This is a genomic window from Lacrimispora struthionigena, from assembly GCF_048627165.1.
Classification (GTDB): Bacteria; Bacillota; Clostridia; order Lachnospirales; family Lachnospiraceae; genus Lacrimispora.
Genome location: NZ_JBMBWP010000002.1, coordinates 3,048,155 through 3,072,730, shown reverse-complemented (window position 1 = coordinate 3,072,730; position 24,576 = coordinate 3,048,155). Strand labels below are relative to the sequence as shown.

The window sequence follows — 24,576 nt, the reverse complement described above, 5'->3', positions numbered from 1 at the left end:
TTCGTACCCCTTTTTCTTTCCGAATCACTATACTGATGTGACAGGCCAAACCTGACCTTTCTTTCAGTATATACAGTTGTTTTCCGGTTTTCAAGAAGTTTTGAAAATTTTTTTTATTTTTTTATATATAATAAAAAATATATTCTTACATAATTGGCCAGCGTATGGTCACACGGAATAAATCGGCTTCTGTTTCAACGGTGAGTTTTCCGTTCTGCAGCTCCACAAAGCTTTTGGCTATTGCCATACCAAGACCGGACCCTTCTGTATTGCGTGCCTGATCTCCTCTGGCAAAACGTTCGGTTATCTCCTCAGGATTAAAGGTCAGCTCTGCAGCTGATATGTTTTTTAATATAATTTCAACCCAGTCATTTTCTTTTCTCATATCGATGTAAGCCCGGGTTCCTGGCATGGCATATTTGATAATGTTGGTCAGCAGGTTATCAAAAATCCGGTAAGTCTTCTGACTGTCCAGAGAAAGAATAATTTTTTCATCAGGCAGATTCCAGCGAAAATCAATGGTGGATTCCTCGATCTTATCGCTAAGTTCAAAACTAACCTCTTTTAACAGACTGACAATATCAACATCCTCCAGATCCAGTGTTACATTGTTGCTGTTGGCCTTGCTGATCTCAAATAAATCTTCAATCAACGCTTTTAACCGCATGGATTTCTGTTCCAGAATATCGATATAGGCTTTTCGTTGTTCCGGAGTTGCATGATCATCCTTTAATAGATTTACATAGGTTATTATGGCAGTAAGGGGTGTCTTTAAATCATGAGACATATTGCTGATTAAATCAGTCTTTAACTTCTGGCTTTTGACTTCTTCATCAACGACTCCCTTAAGACCGCTCTGAATCTTTTGTATTTCTTTTTTAAATGGTTCGAACACACCTAAATCTTCTTCAATTACAACCTCTAAATTTCCTTCCGCTATCTGATTGGTAGCTTTCAGCAACACATTGTATTTTCTGCTTAAATCAAGATAATATTTTCTCATTACAAAAAACAAAATGATGGAGTAAAGGAACAAAGCACCGATACCCAAAAACCAAAGACTGCAAAGAATAGTAAGTACAATAAAATTTACAGCTGCAATTTTAAAGATTGTACGGTCTGATTTTTCCTGTAAATTAATGTTTCCCAAATATCGGTACAATTTTTTCAGGCAGTTTACTACCCAGCCACAGAATAACCCGCATAAGGTTCTCTCCTTATAATAACGGGTGATGCCAATGCGAAACACATCTCTCATACACAGGACTGCCCAGTAAATCACAGCAAAAGGTACTGCCCACCAGAGAAGATTCCATAGCTTAACCATGATATCTGCAGCTTTAGGAATAAAATTGGCACGTAACAGCGCACTGTACAAATCACCCCGGTTTGTCACTGCAACCAGGCTTGTAAGTCCCGCTCCAAAGGCAACCGAACCGGCTACGATTCCAATCACCAGTTCCAATGGGGTTCTTAAAATAGCATTACCATCAGCCAGATTCACATCCATACAGGAAAACAGAAACGCAAGGGCGGCCACGGCGCATACCAGTCCGATGAAGATGCGGGTAACACTCCCCGAGTTTTCATAAGCAGTCCAGATATTCCCACTGGTATCTTTAAATGATGAGATCTGCTGCTCTGACATACCATAGGCAAATGACATATTCCGTGGATTGGACAGTTTTATATTACCCTCCTGGAAATAGTCATCATAATAACTTTCCATAGGATCTTTATCTCCAAAATCCTGAAGTGTATTGAGTAAGTAAGCTGTATTTTCCCCTCTCACACAGCTGATATCCATGCGCCCAAGTTCATCATAATGTAAAACTGCCTGAAATACATAATAACTGTTATTGGGTATAAACCGCCCTTCTGCATGATCCAGGATCACTTTGCCGTTTTCATCTATCATCTGATAATCAATGGAGTTGCGGATATTTCCGAAATTCCGGTTCCAGTTTTCAAATTCCCGGATGCTGTTTTTGCGAAGTCCCCTTAAATATTCTGTTCTTTCGTCTTCACCGTCTCCCTCATCTTTTGTTATCTGCATTTCTGATGAAGTAGTTCCAGATAATTCAGTGGCTGTGCTTTTTTCGCTTCCATCACTGCTTGCCGCTTTTAGTTCTGCCTCAGCCTCTGGCAAAAAATACTGAAAGGGAGAAAGAATTTTATTCTGCTCTTTCTGTGCATCTTCCAATGCCAAAACATAATTGCCGTTTACAAGATGTTTTAAAAAAGTACTTTCTTCGTAGATTGGAGCCCCATTTCTGGAAGACTCATTTTCAAAATAAGGATAAAGTTCCACCATTGCAAATGCTGCAGCAAGAATAACCATCGCTGCCAGTAATCCGCTGATGCTATGCCTGTTTTTCAATTTTATATCCAACTCCCCACACCACCTTTAAATATTTCGGTTCCTTCGGATTTAATTCAATCTTTTCCCGGATTTTCCTTATGTGCACCATAATGGTATCGGTATTAATTGCCCGTTCATTCCATACTCTTTCATAAATTTCTTCCGCTGAAAATACCCTTCCAGGATTTTTCATAAGAAGTGCAAGAATTTTAAATTCAATGGGAGTCAGCTTTACCAGCTTTTCATCTACGGTAACCTCCACCGTGTCTTCATTTAATTCCAGCCCTCCTATGGAATAGACATTGCTTTTCTCTTTTTGTTCTTTTGCTTCCAGCATATCCATATACTTCCTGTACCGTCTTAGCTGGGAATTTACTCTGGCAAGAAGCTCCATGGGGGTAAATGGTTTTGCAACATAGTCATCTGCACCAATGTTGAGACCCATAATTTTATCCACCTCTTCTGATTTGGCGGATAGAATAATCACTGGAAAATCATGTTTTTCCCGCAGCTTCACAGTCATGGTAATTCCATCCATACGAGGCATCATGACGTCTACAATAGCCAGATGTATTTCCTCCTGCTCCAGAATCTTTAATCCCTCTACTCCGTCTGCCGCCTGAAACACTTCGTATCCCTGACTTCTTAAGTATATTTCCACTCCCTGCCTGATTTCTTTGTCATCTTCAACTAATAAGATGTGGTTTGCGTCCATGTGATCTCTCCTTATCTATCATAATCCGCTGATTTCTCCCAGCGTTCCATGCATTTATTATACCTCACTCTGAATATTCCTCTATATTCTAAGGATAAAATACCAATCTTAAAATGATTGTCACAGAAAACGAAAGAAATTCTAAAATTCACTGTACCCGTCATTATTCAAAAAAGGTGCTAAGGAAAACAGCCTCCTTAAGCACCTTATCATTTAAATTTCGTTTGTAGTCTTTCTGATATTTGTATCCATCAGCCTGTTAAAGCCCAACCAGCCGTTATTATCTCCAGCCGCTCTCAGCACTTCAATCATAGTCTCCATCTTTGCATCTGTGTTATCTGCAAAATTAAGAGCCAGTGCCTCAATCAGAGCCGGTTTTTTCGGGGAACCGTATTCCAGTTCTCCATGATGGGCCAGAATACAATGCTTTAATTCGGTAGCGGACTTCTCCGGGAAACCGGGAATGGTACGGATTCTCTCTCCTATCATCTCAGTTCCGATAATAATATGTCCAAGAAGCTGCCCGTCATCGGTGTAATCATTCTCCGGAAATGTGGAAAGCTCTTTTGTCTTGCCAATGTCATGAAACATAGCAGCAGTGAGCAAAAGATCCCGGTTAATCAAAGGATAATATCCTGCATAATAATCGCAAAGCTTCACTACACTCAGGGTATGTTCCAGCAGACCGCCTACAAAGCCATGATGTACGCTCTTCGCAGCAGAATGGAACTGGAATGCCTTGGCAAATGCAGTATCCTCTATGAAAAAGCTTTCTAAAAGAGCCCGGTAATAAGGACTTTTTACAGAACGGATAAAGCCTGCCAGTTCTTCAAACATCACTTTTATATCTTTACCGGAAACAGGAAGATAATCCCCTGGGATATATTCTCCTTCTTCCGCTTTTCTGATTCTCTTAATATTCAGCTGATTGGAATTCTGGAACACCGTAACATCTGCATCTATGTATACATAATCCAGAGTCTCAAAGTTTCCGATACCCGGGGATCCCAAATCCCAAATTTTAGCATCCACAGTGCCGGTTTTATCCTGAAGTATCAGGTTGCCGTACTCCTTTCCTGACTTTGTCAGGGAAATCTGCCTGTTTTTGCACAAATACACATCAGAAACATGCATTCCTTCCCGGAATGATTCGATATACTTCATTTTCTTCCTCCATATCTCACTGACAGCAACAAGGAAGCCAGGATAGTTACCTGGCTCCGATGGTTACCTGATATTGTATCTTTTTATATTCTTCCCGGCCATTGCGGGATACAGTCACAGGAATGATCTGTCCCGGACTTGATTTTTCCAAAACCACCTGAAAATCCTTCATGGTAACAATGGTTGCTCCGCCCATCTCAGTGATAATATCACCGCTCTGTATTCCTGTATTGTATGCAGGGCTGTCTGTATTCACTTCCACTACATACACTCCCAGAGGTATACCACTGCTGTTCATGGCTGAGCTTACCTCCTGTCCTTTGATTCCAAAGTAGGGGAATTGCGCTCCATTGCTTATCTTTTCCAGAATACTCTTGTAATCGGATATGGCCATGGCTGCGGTCATATCTTTACTGGTATCGTTTTTATATTGATCCGTCACCCAGCCAATAATCTGACCGGACGTATTCATAAGAAACGTTCCCACTCCGGCATTCCCTCTGACATCGGTATAAAGAATTCTGGTCATTCCGTCAATGATCTGAACATTCTTGGTTATAAAAGAAATAAAACCATATCCGGTTGAATGAACCATTCCTGCAGGTCCGCCGATTGCAACAACAATGTCTCCCTGCTTAACCGAATAAGAGTTGCCAAGTTCAATCGCTTTCACGTCTTCCAGCTGGGTTCTGCTAAGTTCTGCTGTGGAAACGCTGACAATCGCCATACCAGACAGCTTATCTGTCTGTTTAATCTTTCCCTGAACCTCTGTCCCGTCAGAAAAAGCCACACGAATCGCTTCTGCATCCTCAACTGCACCTTCCGGTGTTAAAATGAGAAGCTCCTGATTAGCCAATGAAATGATAACCCCGGAAAAAAGTCCGGAGTTTTCAACCGGGTTATTAAACCAGTCCGTCTGAGTCTTTACGGAGTGAACCGTAACGATTCCCTTGTCCGCCTTTTGAACCACAGATTTTAAGCTTCCGTAAAGAGTGCTTAAATCATCTACGGAAAATGGATACTTTTCCATAGCGGACTTAAGTATATCCTCAATTGGTTCCGTCTCTGCCACAGTTGTAGAAGTTTCAGCAACAGAAGCAACGGTCTCAGGCTCATCCTTTGGTATGGTCACCGGAGTCGTCTCACCGGTGGTTTCTCCCACAAGTAATCTCTCAGCTACAGGTTTGGATATGACAAATGTAACCGCCGCAACCATTCCGAAAATAACTGCAGTCACTAAAAGACCCAGAAATCTTTTCAGCATATCCTTTTTTGACATGGGCTGTTTTACAATCTTTTCATTGATAAAACGGCGTGGCTCCGCCTTTTTATCGTCTGGCCCGTTATTTTCCGGCATACTTACCCTCCTTTTCAGAAGACCTAAGTACTATTATAAGGTTCTTCCCGGTTTAATGCAAGAAAAACATATGAAACAACCATAATAACAAGGAAAAACAATCACCTGAGGATTGCAGTTTTCGTCTCTCCTATGCTATACTGTAACCGATCCCATTATTCAAGAGCCGGTTCTCACGCCGGTTAAATATCCAGAAAGAAAGCAGAATAATTAAGGTATAAACTTATGAATCAAAAAGCACTGAAAACTTTAGAATACTATAAAATAATTGAACAGCTCACCGAATATGCATCCTGTGAATCAGGAAAAGAACTGTGCCGCAAACTGGTACCTTCCACCGATTATGAGGAAATAACCACTTCCTTAAGGGAAACCACCGATGCAGTCACAAGAGTCCGTCAAAAAGGCGGAATTTCATTTGGGGGTGTGAAAGATATCCGGGCTTCCTTAAAACGTCTGGAGGTAGGAAGTTCTCTTGGAATCATTGAGATTTTATCCATCAGCTCCCTTCTTACCGCTTCCGCGAAAGCAAAGGCATACGGCCGCCATGAGGATCAGGAAATTTCCGAGGATTCTCTGGAAGAATTTTTCCGCATTCTGGAGCCATTGACTCCGGTTAACAACGAGATCAAGCGCTGTATCATTTCTGAGGATGAAGTTAGTGATGATGCCAGCCCCGGCCTTCACCATGTCAGACGTTCCATGCGTTCTATTAATGATAAGATTCACACACAGATGAACTCCATTTTAAATTCCAACCGTTCTTATTTACAGGATGCCGTCATTACCATGCGGGATGGAAGATATTGTCTCCCGGTAAAAGCGGAGCACAAATCCCAGGTAACCGGAATGGTTCATGACCAGTCCTCTACCGGCTCCACTTTATTTATTGAGCCTATGGCAATTGTAAAGCTGAATAATGATTTAAGAGCTCTGGAGATCCAGGAACAAAAAGAAATCGAGATGATTCTGTCAGATTTAAGCAACCAGCTGGCACCTTATTTAGAAGAGCTGGAGACTAACTTCCATACTCTTACCAGACTGGATTTTATCTTCTCCAAAGCAGCACTGGCAAAACATTACAACGCCAGTGAGCCAATTTTTAACACCAAACATGAAATTCATATTAAAGACGGCCGTCATCCCCTGCTGGACCCCAAAAAGGTTGTTCCCATCAACATCCATTTAGGAAAAACCTTTGACCTATTAATTGTTACTGGTCCAAATACCGGCGGTAAGACGGTGTCATTAAAAACAGTAGGCCTCTTTACTCTTATGGGACAGTCCGGTCTTCACATTCCGGCATTTGATGGGTCTGAGCTATCCGTATTTGATGAAGTGTTTGCTGACATCGGTGATGAACAGAGTATTGAGCAGAGCCTTAGTACCTTCTCCTCTCATATGACAAATATTGTGCAGATTTTAAATCAGGCAGACAGCAACTCTCTCTGCTTATTTGATGAGCTTGGAGCGGGTACAGATCCTACGGAAGGAGCTGCCCTGGCAATCTCCATCCTTTCTTTCCTTCACAATATGAAATGCCGTACTATGGCAACCACTCATTACAGTGAATTAAAGGTCTTTGCACTTACTACGCCAGGTGTGGAGAATGCCTGTTGCGAATTCAATGTAGAAACACTGCAGCCCACCTACCGGATACTCATCGGCGTTCCGGGAAAAAGTAATGCCTTTGCCATCTCAAAGAAGCTGGGACTCCCGGATTATATTATCGATGAGGCTAAAAACCATCTGGAAGCAAAGGATGAAACATTTGAAGACCTGCTGACACATCTGGAAGAGAACAGGGTTACTATTGAGAAAGAGAGAATCCAGATTGCCTCCTATAAGCTGGAAGTGGAGCAGCTGAAAGCCCGCCTGACTCAGAAAGAGGAACGGCTCGACGAGCGCCGGGATAAGATGATAAAAGACGCCAGAGAAGAGGCACAGAGAATTTTACGGGATGCCAAGGATACCGCAGATTCCACCATACGTCAGATCAATAAGCTGGCTAGTGAATCCGGAGTGAGTAAAGAGCTGGAAGCTGAGCGAAGCCGGTTAAGAAATAAGCTACAGGATGTGGACTCTTCCCTCTCTTTAAAGAGAGAACAGAAAAATCCGAAAAAGGGAATTGACCCGAAAAAGCTGAAGCTGGGAGACGGGGTAAAGGTTTTAAGCATGAACTTAAACGGAACTGTAAACTCCCTTCCCAATGCCAAAGGAGATTTATATGTTCAGATGGGGATTTTGCGGTCACTGGTTAACATATCCGACTTAGAGCTCCTTTATGATGATTCGGTTTCTGCACCGTCAGAAAACCGGGCAAAAAAGGCAGGAAGCGGAAGCAGTTCTACCCGTATGTCCAAATCCTTCTCCATTTCACCTGAAATTAATTTAATCGGCATGACCACAGATGAGGCAATCCCTCAGCTGGACAAATATTTAGACGACGCTTATCTTGCCCATCTTCCCCAGGTACGTGTGGTCCACGGACGTGGTACCGGTGCTTTAAAGAATGCAGTGCATAAGCATTTGAAGAGATTAAAATATGTAAAAGAATTCCGGCTTGGCGTCTTCGGTGAAGGTGATTCCGGAGTGACCATTGTCTCATTTAAATAAATATTAGAACGGGGGATCCATTATGGCAGAAAAACAGCGGATTTTAATTGTGGACGATGACAGCAATATTGCAGAACTCATTTCCCTATATCTTTTAAAGGAATGCTATGAAACAGAAATCGTGGGGGACGGAGAGGAAGCGCTTCGGGTTTTTCCTGAATTCAAACCAAATCTGGTTCTCCTCGATTTAATGCTTCCGGGCATGGACGGCTATCAGGTCTGCAGAGAGCTTCGCACCGGATCCCAGGTACCCATTATCATGCTGTCAGCAAAAGGCGAGGTCTTTGACAAAGTCCTGGGACTGGAGCTTGGTGCTGATGATTATATGATTAAACCCTTTGATTCCAAAGAGCTTGTAGCGCGGGTTAAGGCAGTCTTACGGCGCTATCAGACTTCTCCTGCTGCTGCAGCCTCTCATACGGACCAGCAGGGCGACTTTGTGGAATATCCGGATCTGATTGTGAACTTAACCAATTACTCCGTCATTTATATGGGACATTCCATAGAAATGCCCCCAAAGGAGCTGGAGCTTCTCTATTTCCTTGCCTCCTCTCCTAACCAGGTATTTACCAGAGAACAGCTTTTGGACCATATCTGGGGGTATGAGTATATCGGCGACACCAGAACCGTGGACGTTCATATTAAGCGTCTGAGGGAAAAGATAAAGGATCATTCCGGCTGGTCACTCTCCACGGTGTGGGGGATTGGGTATAAATTCGAAGTGAAACGGTAGTTTTAAAGATATCATAAGTGGCTGACGTAAAACGCTCTATGTATTTTACGTCAGCCACTCTTTTAACCAACAAAAATAGGGAATGACATGAATACCAAAAAGAGTTATACTTGAAGCATTAGACACAGGTAAGTATATATCTGCACAATATAGAGGTGAACATTCCATGACACATTCTTTGTATTATAAATTTATCATGGGTTACTTGCTCTTTGGCCTTTTGGGTTTTGTAACCATTGCATCCTTCTCTTCCAGGATTACCGACCAGTATCTCCTTGGCCAGCAGTCAGAATGTCTGTATGACGAAGCCAACCAGATTGCCTCATCCTTTAGCAGTATGTATCACGGAAAGGATATGAAGCTTTCCTCTTCCTATCCTGGTCTTGTAAATGAAGCAGATTATCTCCACGCCCGTATCTGGATTGTTGACCGTCAGGGCAAGATCGTATCCGACAGCCAGCAGCCAGGTAAGGATGGAGATATGATAGAGAACTTCGACCCTACCATTATGGGGAATAAATCCTATACCATCGGTAATTACTACAACGAGTTTCCTTACGATGTATTAAGCGTACATGCTCCCATAACAGGGAACTATACCACCCATGGATATGTGGTAATTCATCTTCCCATATCCTATTTACAGTCCCAGAGAAACGGTATCTTAAACATCGTATACATTACCTCAGCGGTTGTATTCGGTTTTTCGCTGATCATCTTGCTGGTTTTTACAAAAAATGTTTATATCCCCCTGAAAAAGATTACAGCCGGCGCCAACGAATACGCACAGGGTAATCTGACTCATCACATTGATGTGAATACAAGGGATGAAATGGGTTATCTGGCAGCTACTTTAAATTATATGTCTGATGAGATCAATAAAATGGAGGAATACCAGCGGACCTTTATCGCCAATGTGTCACACGATTTCCGTTCCCCCCTCACTTCCATCAAGGGATACTTAGAGGCGATCTTAGACGGCACCATACCGCCCCAGATGCATGAAAAGTATTTAAACCGGGTGATATCCGAGACAGAGCGGCTCAATAAGCTGACACAGGGCATGCTGACCCTTAATTCCCTTGACTGTAAAGGATATTTAAACCGGACGAATTTTGATATTAACCGGGTGATCAAAGATACGGCTGCTTCTTTAGAAGGAACCTGCAATACAAAAAACATTACATTTGATCTGACTTTCTCTGACAGCATTCAGATGGTCCACGCAGACCTTGGCAAGATCCAGCAGGTTCTTTATAATCTTATCGATAATGCCATTAAATTCAGCCATACGGATTCCACCATATATATACAGGCTTCCGGCAAGTATGAAAAAATCTTTATCTCAGTAAAAGATACAGGAATCGGAATTCCAAAGGACAGCATTAAAAAGATATGGGAACGTTTTTACAAAACTGATCTGTCCAGAGGAAAGGACAAGAAAGGGACCGGACTGGGACTTGCAATTGTTCGGGAAATCATTCAGTCTCACGGAGAAAACATTGATGTAGTCAGCACAGAAGGGGTTGGATCTGAGTTTATTTTCAGCCTTCCTAAATCAACCAATCTATAGGAGTTTCTGTGTAATATAAAAAGCAGATAAGAACAGACGCTTTGATGTCTAAACTTATCTGCTTTTATTTTTTTAAGAAATTAATCACTTATGCTCTTCCCGGCTGTTAGATATTCTCTTTTCTTTTTTATCTTTCAGGATACGTTCCAGTTCTTCGATCTGATCCATTGACAGCTCTTCTTCCAGAAACTTGGCAAAAAGCATATTTAAAGCCCCGTCATAGACCTTTTTTAAGAAGGTTTCATTCTCAGATCTGATGCACTCTTCTTCCGAGAGCAAAGGATAGTAGTAATAAACTCTGCCCTTCTTTTCAAACCCAATCACTTCTTTTTTAATGAGTCTTGTTATAAAGGTTTTTATTGTCTGTGCTGACCACATCATTCTGCCAGATAGCAGGTTAATAATCTCTTCTGAGGTTATGGGGTTAGACTTCCATATAAGTTTCATAATTTCCCATTCTGCTTCTGATATTTTTGGAAGTGTGCTCATATATATAACTCCTTTTAGGTCTGCATTTGTAAGCTGTATCTTAGTTTAAACCTGCGGAGTATGTTTGTCAATTCACAATTACAGGGGATTGATACAACTCTTTCATGAAGCAGAAAAGCACGCCAGCCTCCCGATTCAGGAAAGACAGCATGCCTTTTTTATCAACAATATCTTATAATCGTTTTACCGCATCCATTGCCAGTACAGACCGTTCGCATTCCTCTGTCTGCAGGGTAATCTGCCAGCACAGAGAACTTCCTTTCATATGTTCAGCCGCATAACTGAGTCCATTGGTCCGCTCATCAAGAAACGGGCGGTCAATCTGATTGGGATCCCCAAGCAGTATGATCTTTGTTCCTTTTCCTGCACGGGTTATAATTCCCTTGACCTGATTGGGTGTCATATTCTGGGCTTCATCGATAATTAAATAAGTCTGAATGATGGAGCGTCCCCGGATAAATGTCAGCGCCTCTGTTTTAATCAGGCCTCTGGCAAATATTTCTTCGATTTTGCCCGATAGTTCATCCTCATTTTCGTATCGCTTCTCCTCATTGGAATCAATAAGCTGTTCCAGATTGTCAATTACAGGTCTCATCAGCGGAGAGATTTTCTCCTGCTCGTCTCCCGGTAGAAATCCAATGTCAGAATCAAACTGGGCATTGGGACGGCTGACTATGATACGTCTGTATTCTCCGGTTGGATTGTTTAAAAGCTTTTCAAGCCCTACTGCAAGAGAGTAAAAGGTTTTGGCTGTCCCCGCCATACCTTTAATGATGACTAACGGCGCTATTTCAGCAGGCTGCATCAGGGCTTCCTGGGCAAAATACTGACCCGCATTCCTGGGCGCAACCCCATAGGGCCTGCTTTTCTGGTAATCAAGAGGGATTATTTTATCTCCGTTTACTCGCCCAAGCACGGTTTTTCTGGTTGACTGATCCGCTTTTAATATTACAAACTGATTCTCAAACAGCTTTGGACTGCTTTTAGCACCCGATTCATCAGTTATGTATACCCGCTCGGTTGAAATTCCCTTTTTCTTAAAATCCTTAAAATTCTCCTCCGGAGCAAAAACCTCAATTCTTCCTGTGTACTGCTCCTCTCGCCCGGATACCTGCTCGGTTGTAAAATCCTCCGCACGGATTCCAATAATCTGCGCTTTAATACGCAGCAATATGTCCTTCGTTACCAGTACGACCTCTCCCTCAAGTCCTCTGCATACCTTGAGAATGCGGTTATCCATTTTGTCGTCGGGAAGATCTGGGGGAAGCACAACATCCACAAAGTTTTTTTCAATCCTGATTGTTCCACCATGCTCCAGTTTTACTCCTGTCAGTAAATCTCCCTGATGACGCAGCTGTTCCAAAAGCCTGATGGCCTTTCTTGCATTGGCACCTGTTTCGCCCTCGGCCTTTTTTAAATGATCCAGTTCTTCCAGTACAGCGACAGGAAGAACTACCCGGTTATCTTCGAAGCAATTGATGGCGTAAGGTGCCTGAATCAGAACATTGGTATCTACCACATAGGTTTTTATCATTTACCGGACTCCTTTGCAATTTCAGAAACTCTGGTTTCTGTAAATCTGATTATACCTTCTGCCAGGAACTGCTGTAATCACAGTATGGTAAAAGAAATGTAAAAACAGATTCAATTTTCTGGAATCCGGTTCCAGATATCCTAAATTTTATAATATATGTTCCTGTTCATCCTCATTCCATGACCCGGACTTTTCCGGACCTTTAAAGAGCAGTCTTTTTAATGACCAGATAATCATAATGGAACCGGTTAGAAAAAACAGGGTCATAAAGACCAGCTGAATCAGATTTCTGATTCCGGAAGAGATAAGAAGTTCCGGAACCAGCTGAAACGCCAGCCAGACCAGATATCCGCCTCCTACCAGTCTTAACCCCAGAGTAATTGGTGCAGGTGACTCACCCTGCTTCTTTTTGTCCTCACTCATGTTATGCTCCTATACTCTGACACGAACGGATTTCCGTTCCACTGCCTCTGAATCAAAAAGATAATTTCCGTTAAAATAGGGATTTTCAATCATACGTATCATGTTTTCCGCTGCTTTTTTTCCCAGTGCCTCCATGGGGTGGGGAAATGAAGTAATGGGTACCTCACCCAGAGACGCCAGCTCCGAATTATCAATGCTGACCAGGGATAGATCTTCGGGAATCATAATCCCCCTTTTCATGCAGATGCCCGACAGCAGATAAGCCACCTCATCGTTATAACAGACCAGTGCCGTACAATCTTTTAACCGGTCAAACAGATAATCCGACCAGGCTTCCAGATCATTCTGGCTCTCCGAATCAATCCAGACAATCCCCCTTCTGTCTATGCTGATACCAGCCTGTTTCATTGCCTTTACAAACCCCAGATAACGAAGATGCCCCTGTCCGTCATCACATTTAAAGATCCCCCCGATCTTTTTGTGCCCTGCATGAATCAGGTACTCAACTGCTTTTTTGGTCACCAGTTCATCATGGAGTGCTACACAGGGAAATGACAGCTGGGGATAACTGCTGTTAAAAAACAGGACAGGCAACTGCTGTTTCGCCAGCCTGAGATAGGAATCCAGATTGGGATTTGGCAGCGCACTTTTTGCCGGTTCCACAATCAGCCCGTCTATAAACCCTTTGTCTAACAGCTTATCAAGAATTTCTCCTTCTTTTTCGATTCTGTTTCCTGTAAATGCCACCTGCATGGTATAGCCTGCTTTTGACAATGTCTTTTCAATCCCTTTTAATACGGGAGGAAAAATATAGCTGTCTACATAGGTACTGATTACTGCAATGTTCTGGTAGCGTTCTTTTCTCACTTCCCGGTTTCCCACTCCTAAATAAGTTCCGCTTCCCCGAATTCTGGTCAGCATGTTTTTCTGTTCCAATACATCTATGGCATGACGGACAGTCTGCCTGCTGAGTTCAAATTCACGGCTTAGTTCGTTCTCTGACGGCAGCTTATCCCCAGTTTGGAACACTCCGTTTTGGATCTGCTCCATCACCCAGTTTACAACAGCCATATATTTTGCTTCCTGCGACTGCATCTTCTCTCCTACTGTCTTAGATTATTTTTTTCTTTTGGATAATAAGTCAACCGTAACCGCGCCTAATAATACAGCTCCTTTTACGATTTTCTGAATATCCGTAGACCAGCCGTAAAGAGACATTCCGTTGTTTAAGATTCCCATAATAAATGCTCCGACTACCGCTCCTATGATGGTTCCAATTCCTCCTGAAGTGGCAGCACCTCCAATATAACAGGAAGCAATGGCGTCCATTTCAAACTGATCCCCTGCTTTCGGTGTTGCTGATGCATTTCGTGCAGAAAGCACAATTCCTGCAATTGCACACATAATTCCCATGTTGGTATAAACCCAGAAGAAAACTTTTTCTGTATTAATACCGGACAGACGGGCTGCTTTTGCATTTCCGCCTAGTGCATAGATCTGCCTTCCTGCTACAGTCTTGCTGGTAATAAAGTGGTACAAAGCAACCAGAAGTCCCATAATGACGAGAACAAAGGGAATTCCGTTGTAACGTGCCAGTTTATAGAAGAAAAACCACACAATTATCATGATTACCCCCACCTTGACAATTGTCTGCCACAGTGGATTGACTGGAAAATCGTATTTCTTTTTTGTTTTTATACTTCTGATTTCCGATATGATAATAAAGGCAAATGCAATCAACGCTGCTCCGATGGATACCAGATCAAGGGTTCCCCCGGCGAAGGGTATTTTAACAGTTGGAAGAAAGCCTGCGCCTATGTATGTATAATTTGCCGGAAGAGGACCTTTGGTCTGCGCCTTTAACAGCGTATAGGTAAGTCCGCGCCCCATAAGCATGGTTGCAAGTGTAACGATAAAGGGAGGTATGGAAAGCTTGGAAACAAAAAAGCCAACAAACATACCGGAAAGGGTACCAATGGCAAGAGCTGCAAGAATCGCAACCCACATGCTGGTTTTATAGTCTACAATCATAATTCCTACAACTGCTCCGCATACGGCAACAATGGAACCGACCCCCAGATCAATGTTACCGGTGAGAACACAAAGAAGCATGCCTACTGCCAGAATAACAATATAGCTGTTCTGCATGATTAAATTGTTAATGTTTGCGGGTGACATATTCTTACCGCCGGTCATTGCAGCAAAGATTAAGAAAACCACGATAAGAGCCAGAATCATACCATACTGCTTCATGTTTATATTAACTGTTTTCTTCTTATCCATCTTTATTCTTCCTTTCCGTTGTCTTCCATGATACACTTCATAATCTTTTCCTGTGAAACCTCTTCCCTGGTAAGTTCTCCGCAGATATGCCCTCCGTTTATGACATAGATGCGGTCACAGGTTCCGATTAACTCCTGAAGCTCCGACGATATGACAAGAATGGCTTTCCCTGCCTTTGCCAGATCATTGATGATGCAGTATATTTCATACTTTGCACCAATGTCAATGCCCCGGGTGGGTTCATCAAGAATCAGGATATCAGGCTGAGTCAGCATCCATTTTGCCAGGACCACCTTTTGCTGATTTCCTCCGGACAGTGAGCTGACTGACTGGTTGATGGAATTCGTCTTAACATTAATTTTCTTCCGGTAGTTTTCTGCGGAAATGATTTCATCATTCTTGTTCACAATTCCCTTTTTAGAAAAGAAGTTTCTAAGAGCTGCCAGCGTCATATTTCCTTTTACAGTGTCTATGAGGATCAGGCCGTAATTTTTTCGGTCTTCCGAAACATATGCCAGCTTGTTATTAATGGCATCCCTGACATTTCTTATAAGAGCCTGCTTTCCATTTATCTTTATGGTTCCGCTGATTTTCTGTCCATAGGACCTTCCAAAAAGGCTCATTGCCAGTTCCGTTCTTCCTGCGCCCATCAGTCCGGCAAATCCCACTACCTCACCGGCTTTAACATGAAAGGATACATCCTGAATGACATGACGGTCCGGATCGTCCGGATGATACGCATTCCAGTTTTCTACCTCAAATATGTTATCTTTGATTTCACTGGTCCGCTCCGGGTAACGGTTAGTCAGTTCCCTTCCTACCATCCCCTTTATGATGCGGTCTTCATTGATTTCATCTTTCCCCTTATCCAGAGTCTCAATGGTTTTTCCATCTCTGATTACGGTAATGGAATCCGCAACATAGCTGATTTCATTCAGCTTATGGGAGATCATAATACAGGTGATTCCATGTTTTTTCAGTTCCAGCATAATGTTTAAAAGACGCTTGCTCTCTTCATCGTTTAACGCTGCTGTCGGTTCATCTAAGATCAGAAGCTCCACCTGCTTTGCCATTGCCCTTGCAATCTCTATCAGCTGCTGTTTGCCAACTCCAAGGCTGCTTACCGGCACATTTAAGTTTTCATTCTCAAGTCCCACCTTTGCCAGCATTTCCTGTGCCCGCTTATGGGTTTTGGTCCAGTCAATGACTCCTTTTTTTCCTGTTTGCTCATTTCCCAGGAAAACATTCTCCGCCACTGACAGATAGGGGCTTAATGCCAGCTCCTGATGAATAATTACAATCCCCTTTGCCTCGCTTTGTTTAATGTTATGGAACTGGCACACTGCTCCGTGATAGACAATATCACCGCTGTAGGTTCCATAAGGATAAACACCGGAGAGTACGTTCATAAGCGTAGACTTTCCGGCACCGTTTTCTCCGCAGAGAGCATGGATTTCCCCGCGTTTCACCTTGATATTCACATCATCAAGTGCCTTTACACCATAAAATTCTTTGGTGATGTGATTCATCTCCAGGATATAATCGGCCATCTTTCCAACTCCTTTTCTTTTTATCCTTCACGAAAACAGGCGGCAGTCTTTTCCACCGCCGCCTGTATGTACGTCTCTGCTACTGTGCCAGCTGTTGTTCTGTATAATAACCGCCATCAATAATGATCTTTTTATAATTGTCCTTGTCAACTGCAACCGGTGTACACAGATAAGAAGGAACTACTACCTTACCATTGTTATACTGGGTCGTATCGTTAATTTCAGGTTTACCGCCTTCTAACACTGCCTGAACCATGGTTACGCATTTTTCAGCAAGAAGTCTGGTGTCCTTGTAAATGGACATGGTCTGATAACCGGAAATAACATTTTTTACAGCCATTAATTCCGCATCCTGACCAGTGATCAAAGGCCAGTCAACACCTACTTTATAGCCGGCTCCCTCTAATGCAGCCTTGCAGCCATATGCAAAACCATCAAATGCAGATGCACAGATATCCAGCTTTTTGTCTGCATAGAAGCCAGTTAAGTAGTTCTCACAGTTTTGCTGAGCTGTTTCCTGAGACCATCTTAAGATACAGGTATCTTCAAAGGAAGTACGTCCGGATTCGCATTTTAAGGTTCCGTCATCCAGATATGGCTTTAATACTTCCATTAACCCGTTATAGAGGAACAATGCGTTGTTATCATCAGGAGATCCCATAAAGAATTCGATGGTATAGGATTTTCCTTCTGATTTTGCCTTATCTAACTGCTTAGATTCTTTGATGTAATTACCAATGGCTGTACCTACGCCCTTGTTATCAAAGGTTGCATAATAGGAAACAGCATCTGTATCCATCAGCAGACGGTCATAGGCAATAATCGGAATTCCGGCGCTCTTGGCCTGAGCTTCCACGTTGACCAGAGCTGAGGAGTCGATGGATGCAATTACCAGACACTTAACACCAGAAGCAATCATGTTTTCAATCTGAGAAACCTGCATCTGGACATCATCCTCTGCATACTGTAAATCCACCTGATATCCAAGGGCTTCCAGCTGTTTCTTCATGTTTGCACCGTCATTGATCCAGCGCTCAGAAGACTGGGTTGGCATAGCCACGCCTACTTTTCCGCCGCTTCCCGCTGCTTTTGCTGCTTCTGTTGTTGCTGCAGCCGCAGCGGTTGTTGCAGCTGTGGTTTCTGCTGCTTTGGTCTCTGCCGCTTTGGTTGCCGCCGTGGTTGCAGTTGTCTGAGACGAGCTGCATCCAAATAATGCAGATGCCGCCAACACTGCACTAAGCATGACTCCAAGTACTCTTCGTTTCATCATTTCATACCCTCCTAATAATTACATTTTAGTATATACAATTTGCACATATTGCAAATATGTATTTTGTTTGATTCGACATGTTTTGTCGAATTGTGGCAGATATAGAATGTGACATTTGTTGTAATATCTTTTTTAACGTTCGTTTTTATGGTTATTTTTACCAAATTCAGTTCTAAATCAAATATATAATTTCATCAATGTTTTGTCAATACATTTTTTAACATTTTAAGTATTTTTATTAAGTTGTCTATACAACTACGTGTAATTGATCGGTTTCATACGACAATTTTAGACATGAAATTACAAAAAAATGGCTCGTTCTTATAATTAAGAACAAGCCGTTAAATTATTTCCTTATCATATAAATTCTCTTTAATAAATAACATGAAGCTTTTTATCGTAAGCATTTCCCAAAAGGGTATCTACGTAAGCTGATGGGGTAAATCCAGACATTTTAACAAACTCCTTTATGAAGTGGGATTGATCATAATATCCGGATACCAGTGCGGCATCTGCTCCATTTGCACAGTGAATGGTTTCTACCAGTCTGCTCACTGATTTCTGAAAGCGGATAAACCTGATCAGATTTTTGGGATTCATGCCAAAATCTTCGTGGATTTTCTGATTTAAATATCGCTCCGAATAGCCTGTATAGCTGCTTAACTCCGAAAGTTTCAGACTTCCGTCTGACTTTAGTATCTGTTGGTGTATTACGTATTTCAGGCTGTTTTTATCTTCGGCATGATTAAAAAAATATTTCAGATAAAAATCAAGAAATACTTCTGTTTTTTCATGAAAGGATCCAGCCTCATACATACGCTCCAGCAGCCCTTCCCGTTCTCCTGAACTGGTCAGCATATCTTCCAGACTGATCTCATTATTCACCAGTTCATTAAGCTTCACGTTACCAGCAACCGGATTGACCCCCGGAAGAAAGCGGACTCCAAAATACTGGCAGTTCAATTCAGTTTTTGCCGTTCCTTTTTCTAACAGGGTGCCTGCTGCTTTGGCTTTCATTACTCCATCCTTTTCCCAGAACAGCATATCAATACAGGCATCAGGAATCACTCCCATATGGTCTGATTCGGCAGTAAACTGATAAAAATGAGAAAGATTATATTTCATAATACATTTTTTAGAATAGTTTGTGGTTGCCAGCACAAACTCAGGCTGTCGGGGACTCAGTGCCGGAACATTTTCTTTTCTCCATTCATTACTCATATTGTCCGCTCCTTTCTGCTCTGTTCTTATTTTTATAGTAAAAGAGACGCATCCTCATTGAAACACAAAAGACACAAAGGGTTTAGAACGCCTTCGTGTCTTTTGATGCATTTTATCACTTTCTTTTTTCAAGGTCAAGAAATATTATCATTTACCGCCTGTCAGTTCTTTCCTTTTGACTTCCGATTTTTACAATACCTGTATACAGTAAAACAGGTAGAATGACAAAAAAGACAGCGAGGTCTTATGATTCCATATCATAAGGCTTTTTTTAATGAAAGGAGGTACATAGGTGAAACGTATCAACTTTTCCTCCGGTGCTCCACTAGAAGAGCTGGTGGGATACTCAAGAATGGTAAAAGTCGGAGAACATATTTATATCGGGGGCACTACTGCCGTCCTGCCGGACGGAACAGTCCACGGTGATACAGCACTGGAACAGGCGGATTATATTTTCAGGAAGTTTATTAACTTGTTAAATGAGGCAGGAGCAAATGCCAGTGATGTTATAAAAATTAAGGCTTATGTAACAGATATGAGTTTTGCTAAGGAAGTGGGGGAAGCCTACTCCCCTTATTTTAAAGAAGTCCGTCCTTTGTTTACCATGGTCGAGACACCCAAACTTAACCGCCCGTCTCAAATGGTTGAGATTGAGCTGGAAGCGTTCATAACTGATGAAAATTAAGAAAGAAGAGGTAAAACATATGGCTTATCCTGAGGTTGATTTTATTTATCTGAATGAAGAAGACATGGTAAAAGCAGGCGTTACGGATATGAAAGGCTGTGTAGAGGCCATGGAAGAAATGTTCCGGCTGTTAAAAGCAGGCGATTTCAGAATGGGCGGTTCCAATGCCAACTCACATGGTATTATGATGACATTTCCGGAGGCTTCTCCATTTCCAAATATGCCCACAGACGGACCCGACAGACGATTTATGGCAATGCCGGCCTACCTTGGCGGCAAATTTGATATGGCTGGTATGAAATGGTACGGTTCTAACACAGAAAACCGAAAAAAGGGACTTCCAAGATCCATCCTTATGCTGACACTGAACGATAAGGACACAGGCGCACCACTTGCCTATATGTCAGCAAATATTTTAAGTGCTTTCAGGACAGGAGCAGTGCCCGGGGTTGGAATCAAATATTTTTCAAGAGAAGATTCCAAAGTGGTAGGTATCATCGGACCAGGCGTTATGAGCAAAACTGCTTTTGATGCCGCAATGGCAGTCAGAGATCAGATTGAAACGGTAAAAATCAAGGGAAGAAGCCAGAAATCAGTGGACGGATTCATCCAGTATGTCAGGGAGAAATATCCCCAGATCAAAGAGCTGATTGTGGTAGATACGGATGAAGAAGCAGTCCGGGATGCGGATATAGTAAGTATTGCTACTTCAAGCCCAACCGGAGATCCTTCCCTGTATCCTTACATCAAAGAGGAATGGATCAAGCCAGGTGCCATCCTGTGCTGTCCGGCAGCTGCCAGATTTGACGATGACTTTATCTTAAACCGGGCAAGAAATGTGGCGGACAACATTCAGTTATACGAAGCCTGGGCAGAAGAACTTTCCTATCCTTCCTACAACTCCGTTCCCATACCTGCAGTTCACTGCATGGATTTATTAAAAGACGGACTCATGAAAGCTGATCAGGTGGATGATCTGGGAGATGTACTTACCGGTAAGGTTCCTGTTCACAGAAAAGAAAATGAAATCGTGATTTATTCCGTGGGAGGAATGCCCATTGAGGATGTGGCGTGGGGGACCATTGTTTACAGAAATGCTATGAAAAAAGGAATAGGAACGAAGCTGAACCTTTGGAAAGAACCTTACCTTGCTTAAAAATTCAGGAACAGGAGCTGACGAAATGAGAATTGAAGAACACCCAATACTAGGAAAACCGGAAGAAAGAAAAGTCATTTCATTTATACACGACGGTACACCGCTTACTGGTTATGAAGGGGAACCAATTGCCATGGCTCTGGAAGCTGCAGGCATTATGATTCACCGATACACAAAAAAACACCATAAGCCAAGAGGGGTTTTCTGTGCAATCGGCCGCTGTACGGACTGCGTTATGGTTGTAGACGGCGTCCCCAATGTCAGAACCTGCATCACTCCTTTAAAAGAAGGTATGGTGATACAAACCCAGTACGGAGTATCGGCACAGGAGGAATCAACATGAATCGATTTGATTTGATTATTATAGGAGCCGGTCCTGCAGGTCTGTCAGCGGCAATCAGCGCGGCTAAAAACGGACTGTCTGTAATTGTGTTCGATGAAAATTCCAAACCTGGAGGACAGCTCTTTAAACAGATCCATAAATTCTTTGGTTCGAAAGAACATAAGGCAAAGATCCGGGGATTTCGGATCGGAGAAGAATTATTAAAAGAAGCAGAAGATTTAAAGGTAACAGTCGTGTTAAATGCAATTGTTACGGGACTTTATCAGGATAAGGAAATAACCGTAAAGATTGGCGAGGAAATCTGCCACTATAAGGGAGATGCCATAATTGTTGCTACCGGAGCTACGGAAAATATGGTTCCTTTTGAAGGCTGGACACTTCCCGGTGTCATAGGAGCCGGAGCTTCCCAGACCATGATGAATTTACATCACATTAAACCCGGGAACAGGGTCTTGATGCTTGGAACGGGAAACGTGGGGCTGGTGGTCAGCTTCCAGCTGCTTCAGGCTGGTTGTCAGGTTGTAGCACTTGTGGATGCCGCTCCCAAAATAGGCGGGTACGGTGTGCATGCGGCCAAAGTCGCAAGATGCGGTGTTCCATTTTACCTCTCCCATACTATTATTAAAGCTGAAGGTGAGAATCGTGTCACAGGAGTCGTAATTGGAAAGGTAGATTCTTCCTTTCAATTAATTCCCGGCACCGAAAAGCATTTTGCTGTTGATACGATCTGTCTTGCAGTAGGCCTGTCTCCCATGTCACAGTTGCTTCATATGGCGGGCTGTAAGATGCGGGATACTCCCCTTGGATATGTTCCAGTGATTGATGAAAATGGCGAAACCAGCATACCCGGCATTTATGCAGCAGGAGATGTTTCCGGTATCGAAGAGGCCAGCTCTGCCATGATAGAGGGGCGGATTGCAGGAACAAAAGCTGCGCAGTATCTGGGTTTCCTTTCAGAGGACAAGGCGGGAGAAACAACCAAAGAATTAGAACTGGCAATAGACCGGTTAAGAAAAGGTATGTTCGCACCGGAAAACCGGGGAAAGAAAATCACTCTCACCGATGAGGGCATCCCTGTTTCAGAAAGCCTTTTAACCAATGGATATTTAGACGAGGCGGAATTAGACCGTTTTCCCGGAATTGCAAACGGAAAGGGAATTCACCCGGTTATGGAATGCACCCAGAACATTCCATGTAACCCATGTCAGGATGCGTGCCCCAGAAAATGTATTAAAATCGGAGATACCATCACGTCACTTCCTGTCATTGATAAAGAAAATATATGCAGCGGCTGTGGTATGTGCGTTGCTTCCTGTTCCGGCCAGGCAATCTTTCTTTTAGATCAGGATTATGAGCCAGGTTATGCTTCAGTTACTCTCCCCTATGAATTCCTTCCGCTACCGGTGAAAGGGGATACAGGATCCGCTCTTGATCGAAGCGGAAAAGAGGTATGCCAGGCGGAGATTATTGAGGTGAAAACGCTGAAATCTTTCGATCATACCTCCTTACTCACCATGAAGGTACCACTTGATATGGCAATGAAAGCAAGGTTTTATAAAAGCAGGGGGTGCAGCCATGAATAAACGTAACGACCGCTTTACAGACATCGGACCACTGATCCCCCAGCCAGATGATGATATGATTATCTGCCGCTGTGAAGAAATCACAAAAGGCGAAATTAGAAAGGCTGTTCATGATGGCATGTTTACTTTAACCGAGATTCGAAGGTATTTAAGAACAGGCATGGGGCTTTGCCAGGGGCAGACCTGCTCAAAATTGGTAAAGTCCATTATAGCAAAGGAACTGGGGCTTACACCGGGTGATATAGAACCGGCAGTATCCCGTGCGCCTATGAGGCCAGTAGAAATGAAAATTTTAGGCAATGACAGGAAGGAGGTCTGATGGAATGGAAAACTGCGCAGATGTAATTATCATAGGCAGCGGAATCATTGGAAATGCAACCGCTTATTATCTGGCAAAGAAGGGCTGTTCTGTCATAGTCCTGGAAAAAAGCGACCATATCGGAGGCGGTGGTTCTTCCAGAAATGGAGGCGGTGTCCGCCAGTCTGGGAGAGACAGGCGGGAGCTTCCTCTGGCAATGTACGGAGCTTCCAACCTTTGGCCCACCCTTTCTGAAGAGCTTGGAATGGATGTGGAATATTATCAGAAGGGTAACCTGCGCCTTGGAAAAACAGAAGATCATCTAAAAATATTAAACAGTCTTACTGATCGGGCAAGCGCACAGGGGCTTGGCGTTACCATGATTGATGGGAAAGAAGCGAAGGAGATCTGTCCTTACCTCTCCGATGAGGTAATTGGAGCAAGCTGGTGTCCCACCGATGGTCATGCCAACCCTATGCTGGCAACGCTTGCTTATTACAGAAAGGCGAGACAGTCGGGTGTGCGTTTCATCACTGGAGAGACAGTAATTGAGATAAAAAAATACAAAGGAAAAGCAAGGCAGGTTATTACTGACAATGACGTGTATGAAGGAGAAACAATCATACTGGCAGCCGGATATGAAAGCCGTAAGATTGCAGCTTCCGTAGGAGTGGATATCCCCATGACTCAGGCACTTTTGGAGGTTTTAGTCACAGAGGCCCAGCCCCCAATGTTCTACCAGATGCTGGGCACTGCAATGGCTGATTTCTACGGACACCAAAGCACTCACGGATCTTTTGTCTTTGGAGGTTCCTCCGGGTTTGAAGACTTTAACAAAAGTAATGGAACCCCTGTAACCAATAGCCAGACTGCCTCCTGCATCTGCCGTGGTATTATGAAATATTTCCCCTGCCTCTCAAGTGCAAAAATTGTAAGAACGTGGGCAGGATTCATTGATGTCTGCGCCGATCATGTCCCTGTAATCAGCCATGTTGAGGAAGTACCGGGACTGATTCTTGCCTGTGGGTTTACCGGTCATGGCTTCGGTATTTCTCCTACGGTAGGGACAATTCTATCCCAGATGGCCACTGGAGAGGAGCCTGTTTTAAGCATAAAAGATTTCCGGTACGACCGGTTTCATACTAAGATTTGACCCAATGGCAAAGACGTCTTATTTTAAGATGTCTTTGTTTTTTTACTTCACTGACCACATAAAGGAGG

21 protein-coding genes are annotated in these 24,576 nt (G+C 43.0%); 9 read left to right on the top strand and 12 right to left on the bottom strand.

From position 1 onward, the window contains the following. Positions 1-145: 145 nt before the first annotated feature. The 4 genes from ACOAOT_RS23365 to ACOAOT_RS23350 all read right to left on the bottom strand — a co-directional run bounded on the left by ACOAOT_RS23365 (position 146) and on the right by ACOAOT_RS23350 (position 5,598). On the bottom strand, positions 146-2,392 hold the full coding sequence (locus tag ACOAOT_RS23365) for a sensor histidine kinase (protein ID WP_420219134.1): 2,247 nt from the start codon (positions 2,390-2,392) through the stop codon (positions 146-148). Beyond that, complete coding sequence (locus tag ACOAOT_RS23360; protein WP_104437703.1) at positions 2,364-3,077, bottom strand: response regulator transcription factor; 714 nt, start codon at positions 3,075-3,077, stop codon at positions 2,364-2,366. Before ACOAOT_RS23360 ends, ACOAOT_RS23365 begins: the two co-directional genes overlap by 29 nt. A gap of 213 nt (positions 3,078-3,290) precedes the next feature. After that, positions 3,291-4,241, bottom strand: coding sequence for a 3'-5' exoribonuclease YhaM family protein (locus ACOAOT_RS23355; protein WP_420219133.1), 951 nt, complete (start codon positions 4,239-4,241; stop codon positions 3,291-3,293). A gap of 46 nt (positions 4,242-4,287) precedes the next feature. Beyond that, positions 4,288-5,598, bottom strand: a complete 1,311-nt coding sequence (locus tag ACOAOT_RS23350) for a S1C family serine protease (protein WP_420219132.1) — start codon at positions 5,596-5,598, stop codon at positions 4,288-4,290. Between the two features lie 225 nt (positions 5,599-5,823). Here ACOAOT_RS23350 and ACOAOT_RS23345 point away from each other — a divergent pair, with 225 nt between their 5' ends. The 3 genes from ACOAOT_RS23345 (at position 5,824) to ACOAOT_RS23335 (ending at position 10,520) form a co-directional block, all read left to right on the top strand. Next, entirely contained in the window at positions 5,824-8,214 is a 2,391-nt protein-coding gene (locus ACOAOT_RS23345) for an endonuclease MutS2 (RefSeq protein ID WP_420219131.1), read from the top strand. 22 nt (positions 8,215-8,236) lie between these two features. Then, on the top strand, positions 8,237-8,947 hold the full coding sequence (locus ACOAOT_RS23340) for a response regulator (protein WP_420219130.1): 711 nt from the start codon (positions 8,237-8,239) through the stop codon (positions 8,945-8,947). Positions 8,948-9,113: 166 nt separating this feature from the next. After that, the gene (locus ACOAOT_RS23335; RefSeq protein WP_420219129.1) at positions 9,114-10,520 is read left to right on the top strand and encodes a sensor histidine kinase; all 1,407 of its coding nucleotides are present in this window, start codon (positions 9,114-9,116) and stop codon (positions 10,518-10,520) included. Positions 10,521-10,604: 84 nt separating this feature from the next. Here ACOAOT_RS23335 and ACOAOT_RS23330 read toward each other — a convergent pair whose 3' ends face one another. From ACOAOT_RS23330 to ACOAOT_RS23295, 8 genes are all read right to left on the bottom strand, one after another. Next, entirely contained in the window at positions 10,605-11,009 is a 405-nt protein-coding gene (locus tag ACOAOT_RS23330; RefSeq protein ID WP_420219128.1) for a BlaI/MecI/CopY family transcriptional regulator, read from the bottom strand. 172 nt (positions 11,010-11,181) lie between these two features. Next, the gene (locus ACOAOT_RS23325; protein ID WP_420219127.1) at positions 11,182-12,543 is read right to left on the bottom strand and encodes a PhoH family protein; all 1,362 of its coding nucleotides are present in this window, start codon (positions 12,541-12,543) and stop codon (positions 11,182-11,184) included. Between the two features lie 147 nt (positions 12,544-12,690). Then, a complete protein-coding gene (locus ACOAOT_RS23320; RefSeq protein ID WP_420219126.1) occupies positions 12,691-12,966 on the bottom strand; it encodes a hypothetical protein in 276 nt (91 codons plus the stop codon). 9 nt (positions 12,967-12,975) lie between these two features. Continuing rightward, entirely contained in the window at positions 12,976-14,061 is a 1,086-nt protein-coding gene (locus ACOAOT_RS23315; protein ID WP_420219125.1) for a GntR family transcriptional regulator, read from the bottom strand. Positions 14,062-14,082: 21 nt separating this feature from the next. Beyond that, positions 14,083-15,249: a multiple monosaccharide ABC transporter permease gene (gene mmsB / locus ACOAOT_RS23310; protein ID WP_420219124.1), complete on the bottom strand. Its 1,167-nt coding sequence runs from the start codon at positions 15,247-15,249 to the stop codon at positions 14,083-14,085. 2 nt (positions 15,250-15,251) lie between these two features. Next, on the bottom strand, positions 15,252-16,799 hold the full coding sequence (gene mmsA / locus ACOAOT_RS23305) for a multiple monosaccharide ABC transporter ATP-binding protein (protein ID WP_104437715.1): 1,548 nt from the start codon (positions 16,797-16,799) through the stop codon (positions 15,252-15,254). 79 nt (positions 16,800-16,878) lie between these two features. Further along, the gene (chvE, locus tag ACOAOT_RS23300; protein WP_277409911.1) at positions 16,879-18,066 is read right to left on the bottom strand and encodes a multiple monosaccharide ABC transporter substrate-binding protein; all 1,188 of its coding nucleotides are present in this window, start codon (positions 18,064-18,066) and stop codon (positions 16,879-16,881) included. Positions 18,067-18,441: 375 nt separating this feature from the next. After that, positions 18,442-19,290 carry a helix-turn-helix domain-containing protein gene (locus tag ACOAOT_RS23295; RefSeq protein ID WP_420219123.1) on the bottom strand — a complete coding sequence of 283 codons (849 nt, stop codon included), beginning with the start codon at positions 19,288-19,290 and terminating at the stop codon, positions 18,442-18,444. Positions 19,291-19,582: 292 nt separating this feature from the next. On the opposite strand from ACOAOT_RS23295, the gene ACOAOT_RS23290 reads away from it, so the two are divergent. The 6 genes from ACOAOT_RS23290 to ACOAOT_RS23265 are packed head-to-tail and all read left to right on the top strand — an operon-like array spanning position 19,583 to position 24,508. Next, complete coding sequence (locus tag ACOAOT_RS23290; protein ID WP_420219122.1) at positions 19,583-19,975, top strand: Rid family hydrolase; 393 nt, start codon at positions 19,583-19,585, stop codon at positions 19,973-19,975. Then, a complete protein-coding gene (locus tag ACOAOT_RS23285) occupies positions 19,965-21,131 on the top strand; it encodes an ornithine cyclodeaminase family protein (RefSeq protein WP_420219121.1) in 1,167 nt (388 codons plus the stop codon). Before ACOAOT_RS23290 ends, ACOAOT_RS23285 begins: the two co-directional genes overlap by 11 nt. A gap of 25 nt (positions 21,132-21,156) precedes the next feature. Beyond that, positions 21,157-21,474, top strand: coding sequence for a (2Fe-2S)-binding protein (locus tag ACOAOT_RS23280; RefSeq protein ID WP_420219120.1), 318 nt, complete (start codon positions 21,157-21,159; stop codon positions 21,472-21,474). Then, entirely contained in the window at positions 21,471-23,057 is a 1,587-nt protein-coding gene (locus ACOAOT_RS23275; RefSeq protein WP_420219119.1) for an FAD-dependent oxidoreductase, read from the top strand. The genes ACOAOT_RS23280 and ACOAOT_RS23275 overlap by 4 nt, the downstream gene beginning before the upstream one ends. Further along, positions 23,050-23,376 carry a (2Fe-2S)-binding protein gene (locus tag ACOAOT_RS23270; RefSeq protein ID WP_420219118.1) on the top strand — a complete coding sequence of 109 codons (327 nt, stop codon included), beginning with the start codon at positions 23,050-23,052 and terminating at the stop codon, positions 23,374-23,376. The genes ACOAOT_RS23275 and ACOAOT_RS23270 overlap by 8 nt, the downstream gene beginning before the upstream one ends. A 4-nt stretch (positions 23,377-23,380) precedes the next feature. After that, positions 23,381-24,508, top strand: a complete 1,128-nt coding sequence (locus ACOAOT_RS23265; RefSeq protein ID WP_420219117.1) for an NAD(P)/FAD-dependent oxidoreductase — start codon at positions 23,381-23,383, stop codon at positions 24,506-24,508. Positions 24,509-24,576: the final 68 nt, after the last annotated feature.